This window comes from Rathayibacter sp. AY1D1, assembly GCF_002932635.1.
Taxonomy (GTDB): Bacteria; Actinomycetota; Actinomycetes; order Actinomycetales; family Microbacteriaceae; genus Rathayibacter.
Genome location: NZ_PSVY01000001.1, coordinates 69,992 through 86,759 on the forward strand (window position 1 = coordinate 69,992; position 16,768 = coordinate 86,759).

A 16,768-nucleotide genomic window follows, 5' to 3' on the forward strand; every position below is an offset into this window, starting at 1 on the left:
CGACGAGCGGAACGAGGACGGACCATGGTGCGATTCGGATACACCCTGATGACCGAGCAGAGCGGACCCAAGCAGCTGGTGGGCTACGCGGTCGACGCCGAGAGGCTCGGCTTCGAGTTCGCGGTCTCGAGCGACCACTACTCGCCGTGGCTGACCGAGCAGGGGCACGCCTCCTACGCCTGGACGCTGCTCGGAGCGGTCGCGCAGGCCACGTCGACCATCGACCTCACGACCTACGTCACCGCGCCGACCATCCGCTACCACCCGGCCGTGGTCGCGCAGAAGGCCGCGACGCTCGCGATCCTCTCCGACGACCGCTTCACGCTCGGCCTCGGCTCGGGCGAGAACCTCAACGAGCACGTCGTCGGCGAGGGCTGGCCCTCGGTCGCCGTGCGCCAGGACATGCTCGAGGAGGCCGTCCACCTCATCCGCGAGCTGCACACCGGCGAGCTGGTGACCTGGGAGGGCGAGTACTTCCGCGTCGACTCCGCCCGCATCTGGGACCTGCCGGACACGCCGGTCGAGATCGGCCTGGCGGTCTCGGGGGAGAAGTCGATCGCCCGCTTCGCGCCGATCGGCGACCACCTCATCACGACCGAGCCCGACGCGGAGCTGATCTCGCAGTGGACCGCGGTCCGCGGTGCGGACGCCGCCCCCTCGCGCACGATCGGCCAGATCCCGATCTGCTGGGCGCCGGACAAGGAGCAGGGAGTGGCGCTGGCCCACGAGCAGTTCCGCTGGTTCGCCGGCGGCTGGGCGGTCAATTCCGATCTGCCGACCCCCGCCGGCTTCGCCGGAGCGAGCCAGTTCGTGCGCCCGGAGGACGTCGCCGAGCAGATCGCCTGCGGCCCCGACCTCGACGAGCTCGCCCAGAGCTTCGTGCCCTACATCGAGGCGGGCTTCACCGACATCGCCCTCGTCCAGGTCGGCGACGAGCTGCAGCAGCGGTTCCTCGACGAGGCGGCGGAGGGGCTCCTGGAGCGCCTGCGCGCACTCGCCCCCTGAGGCCGCCGGCGGGTCGCGCGGTCAGAATCCGCGGAGGCGCTCGATGTCGCGCCGGTCGCGCTTCGTCGGGCGGCCCGCTCCGCGGTCACGGACGATCACGCCCGGCGCGGACTCCCGGGGTGGCGGCGGGGGCGTCCGGTCCTCCATGCACTCGGCGGCCACCGGCGCACCGACCCGCTTGACCACGAGTCCGCGGACGATCAGCTCCCGGTCGAAGCCGCCGATCCGGGCGCGGACCTCATCGCCCACCCGCACGGTCTGCGCCGCCTTGGCCCGCTCGCCGTTGACGCGGATGTGGCCGGCCCGGGCCGCGGTCGTCGCGGCGGAGCGCGTCTTGTAGATGCGCACCGCCCAGAGCCACGCGTCCACCCGCACGGCACCGGTCACCGGGATCTGCATCCACCCAGTCTACGAACGGCGCCCGCTCGCCACCCACCCCGCGGTCCTACACTGGCCGCCGACAAGGAGGTTCCCATGAACCGAGACGACAGCATCTACACCGGAGCGGACGACGCGCTGCGGAGCGGCGACGACCGCATGGTCGCGGCGAACGACAGCTCCGGAGCCGGCGGAACCCGCGGCGACGTCGGCATGAGCACGACGAGCGGCGAGGGCGCCGGGGTCCCCACCCGCGGCGCGCCTCCGCAGAGCGGATCCCCGTCCGAGCTGCGCCCCACCGGCTTCCCGCACGCGGGCCTGGAGTTCTCGCTCGTCCCGTCCGGGCACGAGGAGTGGCGGATCGAGCACCCGGGCGGTCGCACCGTCGGCGTCCTCGCCGTCATCTCGCACGCGGGCGAGGAGTCGGAGGCCGTGTTCGTCACACGCCGCGTCGGATCCGAGGACGCCGTGGCCGAGGGCACCGACTGGCGCGGCATCGTGTCGGCCGTGATCAACGACGAGGCGGCGGACGAGCGCGATCCGGTCCAGCTCGACCCCACCGTCGAGCACGTCCGCGGCGGACTGATCAGCCGCGGCCCCGCGGACGTCGACGGCCTCTCCTGAGCCCTCTCTCCTCCGGGACGCCGTCCGCGCTCGGCGCGGGGCGTCCCACGGAGGAGGGTCGGACGCTCAGCGGGCGAGCAGCGCGGCGTTGATCCGGGCCGAGAGGTCGGCGTCGACGCGGCGGTCGGTCCCGTCGACGGCGCGGACGGGAGCGGCGTTGCGCGCGCTCGAGACCAGCCACGCCGCGTCCGCCGCCTCCAGATCGCCCGAGCGCAGCGGACGCACCGCCGTCCCGAGGCCGAGGCCCGGCGCGAGCGCGAACAGGTCGGCCTGCGTGGTGCCGGGCAGCAGCCCGAGGCTCGGCGGAGGAGTCACGAGCTCCCCGCCCGTCAGCAGCACGAGGTTCGAGGTCGGCCCCTCGAGCAGGTAGCCGTCGCTCGACACGAACAGGGCGTCGTCGGCACCGCGCCGGGCAGCCTCCCGCACGGCCGCACGGTTCACCGCGTACGAGAGCGTCTTCGCGCCGGCGAGCAGCCAGGGGGACGTCGACTGCACGTCCGAGCGCAGCCCGCGGTCCAGCAGCACTACGCGCACGCCGTCGCGGCGGGCCGGGCCGAAGTCCGGGCTGGTCTGCACGAAGACGACGCCGGTGGGCCGCCCGCCGCCCTCGACGCCGCGGGTCAGGATCGTCTTCACCATCGCCTCGGCGACGGGCGGGTGCGCGGCCACCGCCGCTCCGATCGACTCGAGCCAGGCGGGCCGGTCCGGCCGGGGCAGGTCGAGCATCCGGGCCGAGCGCTCGAAGCGGTCCAGGTGCGCGTCGAGCGCCTGCAGCCGTCCGTCGACCAGGTTGATCGTCTCGAACACGCCGTCGCCGCGGGTGAAGCCGAGGTCGGTGACGTCCAGATCGCCGCGCCCGCTCGGATCGATGCGGTGCGCGGGTCCTCCCGGCAAGTGCGCCTCGGCGTCGAGGGAGGGTCGGTCGAGGACGACGAGGGTCTCAGCGGGCATGGGCGGTGCGGTCCTTCCGGGAGCGGCGGCGGGGGGAGAAGCGGAGCAGCGCGATCGTCAGCAGGGCGCCGATCAGGGAGCCGCTGCCGTTCGAGACGAGGTCCTGCACGTCGGAGACGCGGGTCGGCAGCCACAGCAGCTGCGCGGTCTCGACGGCCGCCGACACGGCGAGCCCGATGACGGCGGCCCACAGGCGGCGACCCGCCGGCAGCTGCGCGGCGATCAGCGCACCGAGCGGCACGAAGAGCAGCACGTTCGCAGTGAACTCCGCCACGTCGAAGTCGAACCAGCCGGTGAGCGGCGTGGAAGCGAGGAAGGCGATGATCCCGCGGATCAGCGCGTTGGGCTCCCCGGCCGGGTAGGGCGCGGGCGTCAGCGTGATCAGGGCGATCAGCGCGAGCCAGGCGAGCGTCGCGAGGCGGAGGGGTCTCGAGCGGCGCATCGTCCGATTCTGCCAGCCCGTCGGGGTCGGGCGCGGCGGGCGCGGTGTGGGAGGCTGGAGGGCATGACCAGCGAGGACCCCGGCGCGGACGCCGTGCTCCCGCGCCACCCCTTCGACGCGTCGCTCGGCGACGGCTGGGTCGAGATCGGCGACGGACGCCGCTTCTGGGGGCGCTTCGGCGCCGCCGGCCTCCTCCTGCGCGATCCGTCGGGACGCGTCCTGCTCCAGCACCGCGTCAGCTGGAGCCACTTCGGCGACACCTGGGGGCTGCCCGGCGGCGCCCGTCACCCCGAGGAGACGGCCTTCGAGGCGGCCCTCCGGGAGTCGGAGGAGGAGGCGGGCGTCCCCGCCGACCTGATCCTGCCCGTGCTCTCCAGCGTCGTCGTGATCGGACCGTGGAGCTACTCCACCGTCCTGGCCGAGTCCCGCGAGCACTTCACTCCCCGCATCAGCGACGCCGAGAGCACCGAGCTGCGCTGGGTCGCCCCCGACGAGGTCGACTCCCTGCCGCTGCACCCGGGCTTCGGAGCGGCCTGGCCGGGTCTGCGCGCGCTCGGCTCCTCGATCCCGGTGCTCGTCGTGGACGCCGCCAACGTGGTCGGCTCACGCCCCGACGGCTGGTGGCGCGACCGCGCCGGCGCCGCGGAGCGCCTCCTCGCCTCCCTGGCCCGCCTCGCGGAGGCCGGCGTCCCCGGCCGTCTCCTGGGGATCGACGCCGACACGGTCTGGCCGCGCATCGCCGTGGTGCTCGAGGGAGCGGCGCGCGCCGCCCGTCCGGAGGCGGGCGCTCTCACGGAGCGGCTGACGGTCCACGCGGCCGACGGCTCGGGCGACGACGCGATCGTCGAGCTGGTCGGCGCGCTCGAGACCGCGGTCGTCGTGACGGCCGACCGTGGACTGGCCGCCCGCGTCGAGGCGCTCGGGGCCGCCGTGGTCGGTCCGCGCTCGCTGCTCGACCTCCTCGATCCCGCTCGGGAATAGGCCGCGGGGGCACCCGGTTGCATCCCCCATGGCTACGACTGCGATGACCCTCGACTCCCACGACCAGACGATCGCCGACGGCATCGTCCTCATCGACTTCTGGGCCGACTGGTGCGGCCCGTGCAAGCAGTTCGCTCCGGTCTTCGAGGCCACGAGCGAGAAGAACGCCGACATCACGTTCGCGAAGGTCGACACGGAGGACCAGCAGCAGCTCGCCGCGAGCTACGGCATCTCCTCCATCCCCACCCTCGTGGTGTACCGCGACGGCATCCCGCTGATGGCTCAGCCCGGCGCCCTGCCCGCCCCCGCGCTCGACAACCTGATCGAGCAGGTCCGCGGCCTCGACATGGTCGAGGTGCGCCGCCAGTACGAGGAGGCGAAGGCCGCTCAGGAGGCCGGCGCCGCCCCGCAGGCCTGATCCGCCCGGCGCCTCGACCCGCTCCGCAGGCGGGAGGCGCCCGCAGACGCACGAGAACCCCCGGCAGCCGTGAGGCCGCCGGGGGTTCCGTCGTTCCGAGCCGGGATCAGCCGGTGTTCTGCAGCCCCGCCGCGACTCCGTTGACCGCGAGCAGGAGCAGCCGCTGGTTCTGCTCCGTCCCGGATCCGCCCGGGTCGGTGCGGAGCGCCTTCAGTGCGCGCAGCTGCAGGAGCGAGAGCGCGTTGACGTACGGGGTGCGCAGGCGCACGGCACGGCCGAGCACGCGGTGGCCCGTGAGCAGGCTCTCCTCGCCGGTGATCGAGAGCACCCACCGGCGGGTGAGCGCCATCTCGTCGAGCACGAGTCCGGCGAGGTCGTCGCGGGAGTCGAGGGCGAGGTAGCGGCGGGCGATGCCCTCGTCGGTCTTCGCGAGCGACATCTCGACGTTGTCGACCATCGTCGTGAACAGCGGCCAGGAGGCGTAGGCCTCGCGGAGCAGGTCGAGGTCGCCGACGGCCTCGAGCGCGCTGCCCAGCCCGAACCAGCCGGTCAGGTTGACGCGGGCCTGGGTCCAGGCGAAGACCCACGGGATCGCTCGCAGGTCCTCGAGCGACTCGACGGAGAGGCCGCGGCGGGCCGGACGCGAGCCGAGGGCGAGCAGGCCCACCTCCTCCTGCGGGGTGACCCGGGCGAACCACGGCGCGAAGCCGTCGGCCTTCACGAGCTCGAAGAAGCGGCGGCGCGACTCGCGGTCCATCGTCGCCGCCACCTCGGCGAAGCGCTCCGCGGCGCCCGCGTTGCGCTCGCCGACCGCGGGGGAGGAGGCGAGCAGCGTCGCTCCCGCCACCTGCTCGATGTGCCGGGTGGCGATGTCCGGGTTGCCGTAGCGGGCGAAGATGACCTCGCCCTGCTCCGTCAGCTTGAAGCGGCCGTCCACCGATCCGGGCGGCTGCGCGAGGACGGCCCGGTTGGCCGGCCCGCCGCCGCGGCCGAGAGCTCCGCCGCGCCCGTGGAACAGCGTGAGCACGATGCCCTCGTCGGCCGCCCACTGCGCGATGCGCGCCTGCGCGTCGTAGAGCGCGAGCGTCGCCGAGACCGGTCCGACGTCCTTCGACGAGTCGGAGTAGCCGAGCATCACCTCGAGCCGGTTGCCGGTGGCTGCGAGGCGCGCCTGCACCTGGGGGAGGCGGATCATCTCGGCGAGGATGTCGGTCGAGGCGTCGAGGTCGGCGAAGGTCTCGAAGAGCGGGACCGCGTCGATGATCGGCGGCTTGCCGTCGGTCGCCGCCTCGGCCAGTTCGAAGACCGTCCGCAGGTCGTCGGCCGACTGCGTGAAGGAGACGATGTACCGCCTCGCCGCGTCGGTGCCGAAGCGCTCCTGGACCTTCGCGATCGCCCGGAACACCGACAGGACCTCGAGGCCGCGCTCGTCGAGCTCCTCGCCGGCGCGGATCGCGGCGATCGTCTCGCGGTGCACCTTCGAGTGCTGGCGCACCTCGATCTCGGCGAGGTGGAAGCCGAAGGTCTCGAGCTGCCAGACGAAGTCCTGGAGGTCGCCGTAGGCGGCGCGGACGTCCTCGGCCTCGACCAGGGACTCCTGGAGGGTGCGCAGCTCGGCCAGCAGCTCGGCGGCGGCGGAGTAGGCCAGCGGCCCCTCGGACCGGGTCGCGGCCAGGCGCTCGGCCGCGAAGAGCAGGACGCGGCGGTGCGCCTCGTTGGGCGAGCGCTCGGCGATGTCGGCGGCGAGCTCGGGAGCCCGCTCGACGCAGGAGGCCCAGAGCGCCTCGACGGCGGCCGACGGGGGAGTGGTCGACGCGTCGAGGGTCAGCGCGCGGCCCACGCGGCGGGCGACTCGCTCGAGGCCCATGAGGACGTGCTCGGAGGCGATGTCCACCGCAGCGAGGGTCGTCTCGGCGGTGACGAAGGGATTGCCGTCTCGGTCGCCGCCGATCCAGGTGCCCAGGCGGACGAAGGCCGGTGCGACCGGAGCCCGGGTGCCCGAGCCCTCGCCGAGCAGAGCGTCGTCGAGGCGGCGGTAGACGCGGGGGAGCACCGAGAACAGCGACTCGTCGAAGACGCTCATCGCGGTGCGCACCTCGTCGAGGGGAGTGGGCTTGGACTCGCGCAGCGGAGCGGTGCGCCACAGCGTGTCGACCTCGGCCAGCAGCTTGCGGCGGATCTCCACCAGCACGACGCCGCCCATGCGCGGGTCGTCGCGCTGCTCGAGCAGGTCGCTGATGCGGCGGATGGTCGAGGCCACTGCGCGGCGGCGCGCCTCGGTCGGGTGCGCCGTGAGGACCGGGCGGAACTCCAGTCGGGACAGGCGCGCGAACGCCTCGTCCTCCCCGAGCTCCCCGGTCAGCCGGCGCATCGAGGCGAGGATCGAGTCCTCGGGCGACTGCGCGCCGGCGTCGGCCTCGCGCCGGCGCAGCACGCGGACGCGGTGGAACTCCTCCGCCACGTTGACGAGGTGGAAGTAGCAGGTGAACGCCCGGGCGACCTCCTCGGCGCGCTCGAGCGTGAGCGAGGCGACGAACTCCTCCGCCTCCGCGGTCCCGGCGGCGTCGCCGCTGTCGTAGGCGCTGATCGTGAGCGCGCGCAGGCGCTCCACGTCCTCGTAGAGGGAGGGCTCGCCCGACTCGCGGAGCACCTGGCCGAGCAGCTCGCCCAGCAGGTGGACGTCGGCGCGGATCCTCTCGTCGAGCGGAGGCGCGGTCGTCCCGTCGGCGGAGGAGGGGGCGGTGGCGGAGGCGGGTGCTGCGGTCGCGGCGGACGCGTCGGAGAACGGATGCACGGGAGAGACCTTAGCGGCGGTGCGTATCGAGCACATGACGCCTGCGTCACGATCCGAACTGGAATGATCGAGGGGTGACCGTGACAACCGCACCCCCCGCTCCCGCCGTCCAGACCGAGCAGGCGGCACCCCATGTCGTCGTGCTGTTCGGCGCCGTCGGCGACCTGGCCCGGCGCAAGCTCATCCCGGGGATGGCCCACCTCGCGCTCTCCTCCCTCGCACCGGACCTGCAGATCGTCGGCACCTCGCTCGAGGAGCACGACGACGCCTCGTTCCGCGCCTTCGCGAAGCTGGCCTACGACGAGTTCGGGAGCCGCTCCCTGACGCCGGCGCAGTGGGACGAGTTCGCGTCCAAGCTCCGCTACGTCCCGCAGTCCGCCGGTCCGGCCGCGCTGGCCGCCGCCGTGACCGACGCCGAGGCGGTCCTCGGCCCGGACGTGAGCCGGCTGCACTACCTCAGCGTCCCGCCCAGGGCAGCTCTCTCCGTCGTGCGGATGCTCGCCGAGGCCGGGCTGGTCGAGCGCTCGCGGATCATCATGGAGAAGCCGTTCGGCGTCGACCTCGAGAGCGCGGTCGTCCTCAACGCGGAGCTCCACGAGACCTTCAGCGAGGAGCAGATCTTCCGGATCGACCACTTCCTCGGCAAGGAGCCGGCGCAGAACATCCTCGCCTTCCGCTTCGCCAACGGCCTCTTCGAGCCCATCTGGAACCGCAACTTCATCGATCACGTCCAGATCGACATCCCCGAGCGCCTCACGCTCGACCGTCGCGCCGAGTTCTACGAGTCCACCGGCGCGTACAAGGACATGGTCGTCACCCACCTCTTCCAGGTGCTGGCGTTCATGGCGATGGAGCCGCCGACCGCGCTGGAGCCCCAGGCCATCAGCGAGGAGAAGAACAAGGTCTTCCGCTCGATGCGTCCGCTGAACCCCGAGAACGTGGTGCGCGGCCAGTACATCGGCTACCGCGACGAGCCGGGCGTCGCCGCCGACTCCGAGACCGACACCTTCGTCGCGCTGAAGTGCGAGATCGACAACTGGCGCTGGGCGGGAGTGCCGTTCTACCTCCGCACCGGCAAGCGGATGGCCGAGGGTCAGCGCATCATCTCGATCGCGTTCCGCGAGCCCCCGAAGAGCATGTTCCCGCAGGGCTCCGGAGTCGGTGCCCACGGCCCGGACCACCTCACCTTCGACCTGGCGGACGCCTCGAAGGTCTCGCTCTCGTTCTACGGGAAGCGCCCCGGTCCCGGCATGCGGCTCGACAAGCTGAGCATGCAGTTCGCGCTCCAGGAGACCGACCGCGCGGGCGACGCGCTCGAGGCCTACGAGCGCCTGATCCTCGACGCGATGCGCGGAGACCACACGCTGTTCACCACCGCGGAGGGCATCGAGCGGCTCTGGGAGGTCTCCGCGCCGCTCCTGCAGGATCCGCCGCCCGTCCGTCTCTACGCGCCCGGCTCCTGGGGGCCGAACGCGATCCACCAGCTGATCGCGCCGCACGCCTGGCGCCTGCCGTTCGAGCGGGTCTGGCGCGACAAGCGCTGACCACGCCGCCGTGCGCCCCGCCTAGGCTGGGCGCATGGCGCGCACCGGTGAGGACCGGATCTGGACGGTCCCGAACGTCCTCAGCATGGTGCGTCTCGCGCTGGTGCCGGTGTTCCTCGTGCTCGTGGTCCTCGGCGAGGACGCGCTCGCGCTCCTGACCCTCGTCGTCTCGAGCCTCACCGACTACCTCGACGGCTGGATCGCGCGCCGCTTCGACCAGATGACGCGCCTCGGCCGCGTCCTCGATCCGGCCGCCGACCGCCTCTACATCTTCGCCACCGTCCTGGGCCTCGCGGCCCGCGGACTGGTGCCCTGGTGGCTGGTCGCCGTGCTGCTCGCCCGCGACCTGATGCTCGTGGTCCTGGCGGTCGTCCTGGCGAACAACGGCTACGGACCGCTTCCCGTGCACCACCTGGGGAAATTCGCGACCTTCTGCCTCTTCTACGCGCTCCCGCTGATCATGCTGGGGCAGGCGTTCCCGGCCCTCGCGCCCGCCTCGCTCCCCATCGCCTGGGCCTTCGCGCTGTGGGGCGCATTCCTCTACTGGTGGGCCGGGATCGTCTACGCCGTCCAGACGCGGGACCTCGTCCTGGGGGTCCGCACAGGTGCTCAGGGGTCCGACGAGGGTCACGATTCGGATACGCTGACCTGATAGGAGGTACGTCTTGGTCGAGCCCGTCGGTGGAGCATCATCCGCCCAGCACAATTCCGTTCCCGGTGAGCCGTCGACGGAGACGACTCTGACGTTCACCGACGACATCGGTGCCCAGCTCGCCGCTCTCGACAACCGCGCGTCCCGCGAGGAGGCCGAGGCCGTCGGGGCTCTGCCCTCGGGATCCGCGCTGCTGGTCGTGCGCCGCGGACCGAACACCGGCGCCCGCTTCCTCCTCGACACCGACTCCACGACGGTCGGCCGTCACCCCGACGCGGGCATCTTCCTCGACGACGTCACGGTCTCGCGCCGGCACGCCGAGTTCGTCCGCCGCGGCACGGCGTTCGAGGTCCACGACCTCGGCTCCCTGAACGGCACCTACTTCGACGGGGTCCGGATCGAGTCCGCGATCCTCACCGACGGCTCCGAGGTGCAGGTCGGCAAGTTCCGACTCACCTTCTACGCGTCCCGCGCCGACCTCGTCGCCGCTCCGGACGCGTGAGCCGTGGGCCGCTCCTCCGCGCGCGCCCTCCCCACCGGCTCCGCCGCTCTGCTGAGCATCGGGCAGGTGCTGGCCAGGCTGACCAGTGAGTTCCCGGACGTCACCCCGTCCAAGCTGCGCTTCCTCGAGGAGCAGGGGCTCGTCTCGCCGGCCCGCACCGACTCCGGCTACCGCAAGTTCTCGGGCTCCGACGTCGAGCGGCTCCGGATGATCCTCGCTCTGCAGCGCGACCACTACCTCCCCCTCAAGGTCATCCGCGGATACCTCGACGACATCGACGCCGGACGCGAGCCCGCCCTGCCGGCCGGTGTCGGGGGTCCGAGCGCCTCGCTCCTCGGCCCCGCCACGCGGTTGACCCGCGAGGGCCTCGCGGCCGAGTCCGGTGCCACGCCCGCTCTCGTCCAGGAGGCCATCGCCGCCGGGCTCGTGCGGGGCGGCGACGTGTTCGGGGACGAGGCCGTGACGACGCTCAAGGCGCTCGTCGACCTCGGCCGATCCGGTATCGAGCCCCGCCATCTCCGACCGCTCCGCGTCGCCGTCGAGCGCGAGATGTCGCTCATCGAGAGCGTCGTCGCCTCCAGCGCCCGCCGCGGAGAGGCGTCCGGCTCCGCCGGCGCTGCCGAGAACGCGGTGGGGCTCGCGACCCAGCTGGGCACGATCCGCGGGGCGATGGTGCGCAGCGCCCTCTCGCGGATCGCCCGCTCGTGAGGGCCGCGCCGCCGGCCGTCGGGCGGCCCGTGCGACACGCCGCGGCGCCGAGGCCGATGTCGTTTACTCGGCCTGCGCCGGTCGGTACGGTAGGGAGCGCGTTCGGAGGATCCGGCGTCCGGATCCGAGAGGCACAGGGATGAGAGAAGTCAGCCGCGACGTCAGCGGCCAGCGCGACCTCGTCCTGTTCACCGACGGACTGCCCGAGCTCGACGCCGACGCGGGCTACCGCGGGGCCGTCGCGGCGCGCGCCGCGGGGATCACCTACCGGCAGCTCGACTACTGGGCGCGGACCGAGCTCGTCGAGCCCACCGTGCGCGGCGCGTCCGGCTCCGGAACGCAGCGCCTCTACGGCTTCCGCGACATCCTCGTGCTGAAGCTGGTCAAGCGCCTGCTCGACACCGGGATCTCGCTCCAGCAGATCCGCACGGCGGTCAACCAGCTCCGCGAGTCCGGGGTCGACGACCTCGCCCAGACGACCCTGATGAGCGACGGCGCGAGCGTCTACCTCTGCACCTCGAACGACGAGGTCATCGACCTGCTCAGCCGCGGCCAGGGCGTCTTCGGCATCGCCGTCGGCAAGGTCCTCCGCGAAGTCGAGTCGAGCCTCGTCGAGCTCGACCATCAGTCGGTCGACCCGGGCGACGAGCTCGCCCAGCGCCGCGCCTCCCGCCGCGTCGGCTGACCGCCCACCCCTCGCGGGTCGGCCGCGGCCCCGGGGACTCCGGGGTCTCCTCCGCGCGCTCAGCTGATCAGGAGCGGACCTGCCTGCAGCCGTGCTGAGCGGGCAACGGGCGGCACCCGAGTCTCACCGAGCTGGTCGAATGGCGGGCCCCGCCCGCGTGATCCGTCCGCCGGACGCGAGCTCCCCGCCGATCACGCCCGCTAGCATGCGGGTCCGATGACGGGCTCCGTCCGTGTCCCGCCCTGCGGATCCGACGATGGGCTCCGCCCGCGCATCGAGAGTCCGCGCTGAACTCCGACGCCGAGCGTCCGCCGGCGCCGTCCCTGGCACTCCTCGGGCACCGAGCATCGCCCGCGTTCCGAGATCTCGAGCCGGAGAAGTCCGGCGGACCCGCCGGCCCTAGGTCGCGGCGGGGACCTGCTCGCCGATGCGTCCGGTGCGGATGACGCGGTCGAGCAGCAGGTCGAAGTTGTGCGCCATCTCCTGGGCGCTCTCCCCGGGCCAGACGTGGACGGGCTTCGCCGCGCCCTGCGCCTGCTGAAGGGAGGTGCGCTCCGGGAGCTGCGGGCTGAGGACGAGCGGCCCGAACATGTCGCGCAGCTCCTTGATCCGGAACTGGTGCTCCAGCGACTGGACGCGGGCGCGGTTGACGATGATGCCCAGCGGCTGGAGGCGCGGGCTGAGTCCGCGGCGGATCTCCTCGATCGCCCGGAGCGCCCGGTCGGCGGCGGCCACCGAGAACAGGCCCGGCTCCGTGACGACGGCGACGCGGTCGCTCGCGGCCCAGGCCGTGCGGGTCAGGGCGTTGAGCGAGGGGGCGCAGTCGATCAGCACGAGGTCGTAGTCGGCCTCGACGCTCGCGAGGGCCTCCTCGAGCTTCCAGATGTCGCGGATGCTGGGGTGCGGCCCGTCGAAGTTGATCGCGGAGGGGCTGCCGATCAGCACGTCGATCGTGCCGTGGTGCTCCTTGGTCCAGCCGGAGGGGGCGATCGCCGAGCGGACGATCTTCTCCTTCGGCGACGTCAGGACGTCGGCGATGTTGAGGTGGCCGGCGACGTTGATGTCCATTCCGGTCGACACGTCGGACTGGGGATCGAGGTCGACGACCAGCGTTCGCAGGCCCTTCGAGAACGCCGCGGATGCAAGGCCGAGCGTCACCGTGGTCTTGCCGACGCCGCCCTTGAGGGAGCTCACGCTGAGTACATGCATGGCTGACTACTTTACGTTCCTCCGGGCGGCAGAACCTAACCGTTCGCTGCACGCGCCGTCCGCGCCGCCTCCGGAAGCGGGCCGCACTAGCAGTCGGAGCGCGCTCCGACCAAGCCGCCCGGCGCGATCCGGGCCCGCCGGTACACTCGTCCTGAGCGGAAGGAGGCTCGTTCGCATGGATGAGCGCAACGACGAACAGCCCGACACCGGCACCGGTCCCACGCCGCGGACCGCCATGGACGCGGCTCGGGAATCGGGTCAGTACTCCCCGCGAGCGAGCGACACCGCTCCGACCCTCCTGCCCGACGGCGTGCGGATCACCCCGCCCGGCCCGCGGCGCCGCTCCACCGCCCCCGCTCCGGTCGAGGACGAGGACGCGATCGACGTCGGCCGCCTCGGCCTGCCGCCCTCGCGCTCGCACGCTCTCGCGCCCCCGGAGCCGAGTCCTGCTCCGACCCCCTCACCGGCTCCCGCTCACCCGTCCGGCGCGAACGGACCGGTCTCGGCGGGGATCCCCGCCCGAGCGGAGTCCGCCGAGAAGCCCGCGGCGTCCGAGTCCGCGGGGGAGCCCGCCGCCGTCCCCACGCGCCGCGACCGCCTCCGCGCCGAGTCCTCGAGCGCCGCTCCCGCCCCGTCCGCGCCGAGCGCCGCCGTCCCCGAGTCGGCGTCGATGCTCACCCCGGACAGGCTCCTGGAGGTCAACCGCAAGACCCGTCCCGCTCCCACGGGCGGCTGGCACCGCTTCCTCTACGGCCTGACCTTCCACACGGTCAACCTCGGCGACTCCGCGAAGGTGAAGGCGTGGAAGGCGATGGACGAGCGGATCGGCCGGCAGTTCGAGGGCGGCACCCGCTTCGTCCCGGTCATGACCCGCAAGGGCGGCGTCGGCAAGACCACGGTCACGACGCTCCTGGGCATGGCCCTCGCCGACGCGCGCGAGGACCGCATCATCGCGGTCGACGCGAACCCCGACCGCGGCACCCTGGCCGAGCGCGTCCCCAAGCAGACGCGGGCGACCGTCCGCGACGTCGTGAACCGCGCGGCCGGCGTGACGGGGTTCACCGAGTTCTCGACGATGGTCTCCCGCGACGAGACCCGCCTCGACGTCCTCGCCTCCGACACCGACCCGCAGCTCTCCGAGGCCTTCGACGAGGACGACTACAACGTGGTCGCCGACCTGGTCGAGCGCTTCTACTCGATCATGCTCACCGACTGCGGCACGGGCATCGTGCACTCGGTGATGCGGCCCACGCTGCAGCGCGCCGACACGGTGGTGATCGTCTCGGGCGGCAGCGTCGACGAGGCCCGCCTGGCCTCCGAGACCCTCACCTGGCTGGACGCGAACGGCTACGGCGCCCTGGTGCGCAACGCGGTCGTCGCGCTCAACACGGCGACGCAGGGCACGAGCCTGGTGAAGCTGGAGGAGATCGAGTCGCACTTCCGCTCCCGCGTCCGCGACATCGTCCGCATCCCCTACGACCCGGTGCTCGCCGCCGGCTCCGTGGTGAAGTGGGAGCAGCTGCGCGAGGGCACGAAGGACGCCGCACGCCTGCTCGCCGCGCTCGTGGTCGAGGGCATGCCGGTCCGACGTGTCTGAGCCCCGGGGCTCCGGGGCGGCGTCCGCCGCGCACCAGGACCGCACCGACGGGCCCGACGCGTCCACCGACGCCTTCGACCTGATCGTCGTCGGGGCCGGCTCCGGCAACTCGATCGTCGGTCCGGAGTTCGACGGCCTGCGGGTCGCGATCCTCGACGACGGCGAGTGGTTCGGCGGCACCTGCCTCAACGCCGGCTGCATCCCGACCAAGATGTTCGTCCACGTCGCCGACGTGGTCACCGACGTCGACCAGGGCGGCCCGATCGGCGTCCACTCCCGCCTCCGCCGCCCCGAGTGGGCCGAGGTGCGCGACCGTGTGTTCGGCCGGATCGACGCGATCAGCGAGGGCGGTTTCGAGTACCGCGATCAGCGCTCCCCGAACGTGACCGTCCTCCGCGAGAGCTTCGGCTTCGAGTCGCTCGGAGACGGCGACCGCCCGCACGTCCTCGTCAGCGCCAGCGGTGCCCGCATCAGTGCTCCGCAGGTGGTCGTGGCCGCCGGCTCGCGGCCCAGGCCGCTCCTCGCCGCGTACGAGCCGGACCCCCGCATCCAGGACTCGTCCTCGGTCATGCGGCTCGACGAGCTCCCCGAGCGGATGCTGATCCTCGGCGGCGGCGCCGTGGCCGTCGAGTTCGCCCACGTCTTCTCCTCCTTCGGCACGGCCGTGACCGTCGCCGTCCGCGGCGACCGCCTCCTCCGCGCCCTCGACGAGGACGTCTCGCGCCGGTTCACCGGGATCGCCGCCGAGCGGTACACGGTGCTCACCGGAGTGAGCGCCGAGAGCGTCGACGCCCGCCCTGACGGGCTCCGCGTCGCCCTCAGCGACGGCACGACGGTCGAGACCGACCTGCTGCTCGTCGCGCTCGGCCGCGACCCCAACAGCGACACGGTCGCCGCCGCCTCCGTCGGGATCGATCTGCACGAGGACGGCCGGATCAGCGTCGACACCGAGCAGCGCGTCCTCTCCGGCGGACGCCCCGTGCCCGGCCTCTTCGCCCTCGGCGACGTGTCGTCGCGCTGGCAGCTCAAGCACGTCGCCAACCACGAGGCGCGCCTCGTGGCGCACAACCTCCTGCACCCGGGCGAGCTGCTCTCCAACACCCTCTCGCCGGTGCCCGGCGCGATCTTCGCCCACCCGCAGATCGCCCACTTCGGGCTCACCGCGGCCGAGGCGCGGGACCAGGGCCTGGACGTCGTCACCGTCACCCAGGAGTACGGCTCCACCGCCTTCGGCTGGGCGCTCGAGGACGACTCCAGCGCCTGCCTCCTGGTCGTCGGCATCGACGGCGCCCTCCTCGGCGCGCACATCATCGGGCCGCAGGCCAGTATCCTCATTCAGCCGCTCGTCCAGGCCGCCAGCGCCGGCACCGGCATCCGCGGACTCGCCCGCAGCCAGTACTGGCCGCACCCCGCAGCGAGTGAAGTCGTCGAGAACGCCCTCCTGAGCGCGGAGGAGGCCCTGAGGGAGCGCACCACATGACCGAACGCCAGATCCGCATCTTCGGGGACCCGGTGCTGAAGACCCGGTCCACGACCATCGAGACGGTCGACGTCGGCGTCCGCGGCCTCGTCGAGGACCTCGTCGACAGCGTCCGACCGCCCGGACGCGCCGGCGTCGCAGCCCCCCAGATCGGCGTCAACCTCCGCGCCTTCAGCTACAACGTCGACGGCGTCATCGGGTACATCCTCAACCCCGAGATCATCGAGCTCAGCGGGGACCCGCGACCGGTCGACGAGGGCTGCCTCTCCGTCCCGAACCTCTGGTACCCCGCGATCCGCTACCCGCACGCGAAGGTCCGCGGCACCGACCTCGACGGCAACGAGATCGTCCTCGAAGGCGACGGCCTCATGGCCCAGGCCCTCCAGCACGAATGCGACCACCTCGACGGACGCCTCTACCTCGACCGCCTCTCCCAGGACGACCGCCGCGCCGCCATGAAGGCCGTCCGGGAATCCGACTGGTTCTGAGTTCGATTCCGGGCCGGTCCCTGCCCGGCCCGGCGCGGTCGGCTTTTCGAGGTGGGCGCGTTCGGTGGAGCGTCGTGCGTTCCGCCGACGGTGAAGCGCTGGCACGCGCTTCACCGGATACGGCTGCGTTGAGGGGGGAGCCGGTCCCTGCCCGGCCCGGCGCGGTCGGCTCAGCGAGGTGGGGGCGTTCCGTGGAGCGTCGGGCGTTCCGCCGACGGGAAAGCGCTGGGACGCGATTTCCCGGATACGGCTGTGTTGAGGGGGAGCCGGTCCCTGCCTGGCTCCGCGCGGTCGGCTTCTCGGGGTGGGC

Annotated in this window: 17 protein-coding genes; 12 read left to right on the forward strand and 5 right to left on the reverse strand. The window is 72.9% G+C overall.

The window, feature by feature from the left end; all coding sequences use genetic code 11:
• Nucleotides 1-24 precede the first annotated feature (24 nt).
• Nucleotides 25-1,005, forward strand: coding sequence for a TIGR03557 family F420-dependent LLM class oxidoreductase (locus C5C56_RS00330; protein ID WP_104222565.1), 981 nt, complete (start codon nucleotides 25-27; stop codon nucleotides 1,003-1,005).
• Between the two features lie 21 nt (nucleotides 1,006-1,026).
• Here C5C56_RS00330 and C5C56_RS00335 read toward each other — a convergent pair whose 3' ends face one another.
• The gene (locus C5C56_RS00335; protein WP_181027140.1) at nucleotides 1,027-1,404 is read right to left on the reverse strand and encodes an RNA-binding S4 domain-containing protein; all 378 of its coding nucleotides are present in this window, start codon (nucleotides 1,402-1,404) and stop codon (nucleotides 1,027-1,029) included.
• A 75-nt stretch (nucleotides 1,405-1,479) separates the two neighbouring features.
• Here C5C56_RS00335 and C5C56_RS00340 point away from each other — a divergent pair, with 75 nt between their 5' ends.
• Entirely contained in the window at nucleotides 1,480-2,007 is a 528-nt protein-coding gene (locus tag C5C56_RS00340) for a hypothetical protein (protein WP_104318952.1), read from the forward strand.
• Nucleotides 2,008-2,073: 66 nt separating this feature from the next.
• On the opposite strand, the gene C5C56_RS00345 is transcribed toward C5C56_RS00340, so the two are convergent.
• On the reverse strand, nucleotides 2,074-2,958 hold the full coding sequence (locus C5C56_RS00345) for an aminotransferase class IV (RefSeq protein WP_104318953.1): 885 nt from the start codon (nucleotides 2,956-2,958) through the stop codon (nucleotides 2,074-2,076).
• A complete protein-coding gene (locus C5C56_RS00350) occupies nucleotides 2,948-3,400 on the reverse strand; it encodes a VanZ family protein (RefSeq protein WP_104222568.1) in 453 nt (150 codons plus the stop codon). Before C5C56_RS00350 ends, C5C56_RS00345 begins: the two co-directional genes overlap by 11 nt.
• A 63-nt stretch (nucleotides 3,401-3,463) precedes the next feature.
• Here C5C56_RS00350 and C5C56_RS00355 point away from each other — a divergent pair, with 63 nt between their 5' ends.
• The gene (locus tag C5C56_RS00355) at nucleotides 3,464-4,381 is read left to right on the forward strand and encodes an NUDIX domain-containing protein (RefSeq protein WP_104318954.1); all 918 of its coding nucleotides are present in this window, start codon (nucleotides 3,464-3,466) and stop codon (nucleotides 4,379-4,381) included.
• 28 nt (nucleotides 4,382-4,409) lie between these two features.
• The gene (gene trxA, locus C5C56_RS00360) at nucleotides 4,410-4,799 is read left to right on the forward strand and encodes a thioredoxin (RefSeq protein ID WP_104225382.1); all 390 of its coding nucleotides are present in this window, start codon (nucleotides 4,410-4,412) and stop codon (nucleotides 4,797-4,799) included.
• A 106-nt stretch (nucleotides 4,800-4,905) separates the two neighbouring features.
• Here trxA and C5C56_RS00365 read toward each other — a convergent pair whose 3' ends face one another.
• The gene (locus tag C5C56_RS00365; RefSeq protein ID WP_104222571.1) at nucleotides 4,906-7,629 is read right to left on the reverse strand and encodes a phosphoenolpyruvate carboxylase; all 2,724 of its coding nucleotides are present in this window, start codon (nucleotides 7,627-7,629) and stop codon (nucleotides 4,906-4,908) included.
• 44 nt (nucleotides 7,630-7,673) lie between these two features.
• Between C5C56_RS00365 and zwf the strand changes: the two genes are divergently transcribed.
• The 5 genes from zwf (at nucleotide 7,674) to C5C56_RS00390 (ending at nucleotide 11,684) form a co-directional block, all read left to right on the forward strand.
• On the forward strand, nucleotides 7,674-9,137 hold the full coding sequence (gene zwf, locus C5C56_RS00370; RefSeq protein WP_104225448.1) for a glucose-6-phosphate dehydrogenase: 1,464 nt from the start codon (nucleotides 7,674-7,676) through the stop codon (nucleotides 9,135-9,137).
• A 34-nt stretch (nucleotides 9,138-9,171) separates the two neighbouring features.
• Nucleotides 9,172-9,789: a CDP-alcohol phosphatidyltransferase family protein gene (locus C5C56_RS00375; RefSeq protein WP_104222572.1), complete on the forward strand. Its 618-nt coding sequence runs from the start codon at nucleotides 9,172-9,174 to the stop codon at nucleotides 9,787-9,789.
• A 13-nt stretch (nucleotides 9,790-9,802) separates the two neighbouring features.
• A complete protein-coding gene (locus C5C56_RS00380; RefSeq protein WP_104222573.1) occupies nucleotides 9,803-10,291 on the forward strand; it encodes an FHA domain-containing protein in 489 nt (162 codons plus the stop codon).
• A gap of 3 nt (nucleotides 10,292-10,294) precedes the next feature.
• The gene (locus C5C56_RS00385; protein ID WP_104222574.1) at nucleotides 10,295-10,999 is read left to right on the forward strand and encodes a MerR family transcriptional regulator; all 705 of its coding nucleotides are present in this window, start codon (nucleotides 10,295-10,297) and stop codon (nucleotides 10,997-10,999) included.
• Nucleotides 11,000-11,138: 139 nt separating this feature from the next.
• Nucleotides 11,139-11,684 (forward strand): MerR family transcriptional regulator, encoded by a 546-nt coding sequence (locus C5C56_RS00390; protein ID WP_104222575.1) that lies wholly within the window; start codon nucleotides 11,139-11,141, stop codon nucleotides 11,682-11,684.
• A gap of 399 nt (nucleotides 11,685-12,083) precedes the next feature.
• Here C5C56_RS00390 and C5C56_RS00395 read toward each other — a convergent pair whose 3' ends face one another.
• Nucleotides 12,084-12,893, reverse strand: coding sequence for a ParA family protein (locus tag C5C56_RS00395; RefSeq protein WP_104222576.1), 810 nt, complete (start codon nucleotides 12,891-12,893; stop codon nucleotides 12,084-12,086).
• A 175-nt stretch (nucleotides 12,894-13,068) separates the two neighbouring features.
• Here C5C56_RS00395 and C5C56_RS00400 point away from each other — a divergent pair, with 175 nt between their 5' ends.
• Genes C5C56_RS00400 through def form a run of 3 tightly spaced genes read left to right on the forward strand, consistent with a single transcriptional unit; the run spans nucleotide 13,069 to nucleotide 16,458 of the window.
• Nucleotides 13,069-14,490 (forward strand): MinD/ParA family protein, encoded by a 1,422-nt coding sequence (locus tag C5C56_RS00400; protein WP_258063289.1) that lies wholly within the window; start codon nucleotides 13,069-13,071, stop codon nucleotides 14,488-14,490.
• Nucleotides 14,483-15,970 carry a mycothione reductase gene (locus C5C56_RS00405; protein WP_104288298.1) on the forward strand — a complete coding sequence of 496 codons (1,488 nt, stop codon included), beginning with the start codon at nucleotides 14,483-14,485 and terminating at the stop codon, nucleotides 15,968-15,970. Before C5C56_RS00400 ends, C5C56_RS00405 begins: the two co-directional genes overlap by 8 nt.
• A complete protein-coding gene (def, locus tag C5C56_RS00410) occupies nucleotides 15,967-16,458 on the forward strand; it encodes a peptide deformylase (protein WP_104273474.1) in 492 nt (163 codons plus the stop codon). Before C5C56_RS00405 ends, def begins: the two co-directional genes overlap by 4 nt.
• Nucleotides 16,459-16,768 lie beyond the last annotated feature (310 nt).

Bases quoted from the DNA above. Each gene is read 5' to 3' on its own strand.
- C5C56_RS00330 (WP_104222565.1), top strand. From the start codon at position 25: ATGGTGCGATTCGGATACACCCTGATGACCGAGCAGAGCGGACCCAAG.
- C5C56_RS00335 (WP_181027140.1), bottom strand. From the start codon at position 1,404: ATGCAGATCCCGGTGACCGGTGCCGTGCGGGTGGACGCGTGGCTCTGG.
- C5C56_RS00340 (WP_104318952.1), top strand. From the start codon at position 1,480: ATGAACCGAGACGACAGCATCTACACCGGAGCGGACGACGCGCTGCGG.
- C5C56_RS00345 (WP_104318953.1), bottom strand. From the start codon at position 2,958: ATGCCCGCTGAGACCCTCGTCGTCCTCGACCGACCCTCCCTCGACGCC.
- C5C56_RS00350 (WP_104222568.1), bottom strand. From the start codon at position 3,400: ATGCGCCGCTCGAGACCCCTCCGCCTCGCGACGCTCGCCTGGCTCGCG.
- C5C56_RS00355 (WP_104318954.1), top strand. From the start codon at position 3,464: ATGACCAGCGAGGACCCCGGCGCGGACGCCGTGCTCCCGCGCCACCCC.
- trxA (WP_104225382.1), top strand. From the start codon at position 4,410: ATGGCTACGACTGCGATGACCCTCGACTCCCACGACCAGACGATCGCC.
- C5C56_RS00365 (WP_104222571.1), bottom strand. From the start codon at position 7,629: ATGTGCTCGATACGCACCGCCGCTAAGGTCTCTCCCGTGCATCCGTTC.
- C5C56_RS00375 (WP_104222572.1), top strand. From the start codon at position 9,172: ATGGCGCGCACCGGTGAGGACCGGATCTGGACGGTCCCGAACGTCCTC.
- C5C56_RS00390 (WP_104222575.1), top strand. From the start codon at position 11,139: ATGAGAGAAGTCAGCCGCGACGTCAGCGGCCAGCGCGACCTCGTCCTG.
- C5C56_RS00395 (WP_104222576.1), bottom strand. From the start codon at position 12,893: ATGCATGTACTCAGCGTGAGCTCCCTCAAGGGCGGCGTCGGCAAGACC.
- C5C56_RS00400 (WP_258063289.1), top strand. From the start codon at position 13,069: ATGGATGAGCGCAACGACGAACAGCCCGACACCGGCACCGGTCCCACG.
- def (WP_104273474.1), top strand. From the start codon at position 15,967: ATGACCGAACGCCAGATCCGCATCTTCGGGGACCCGGTGCTGAAGACC.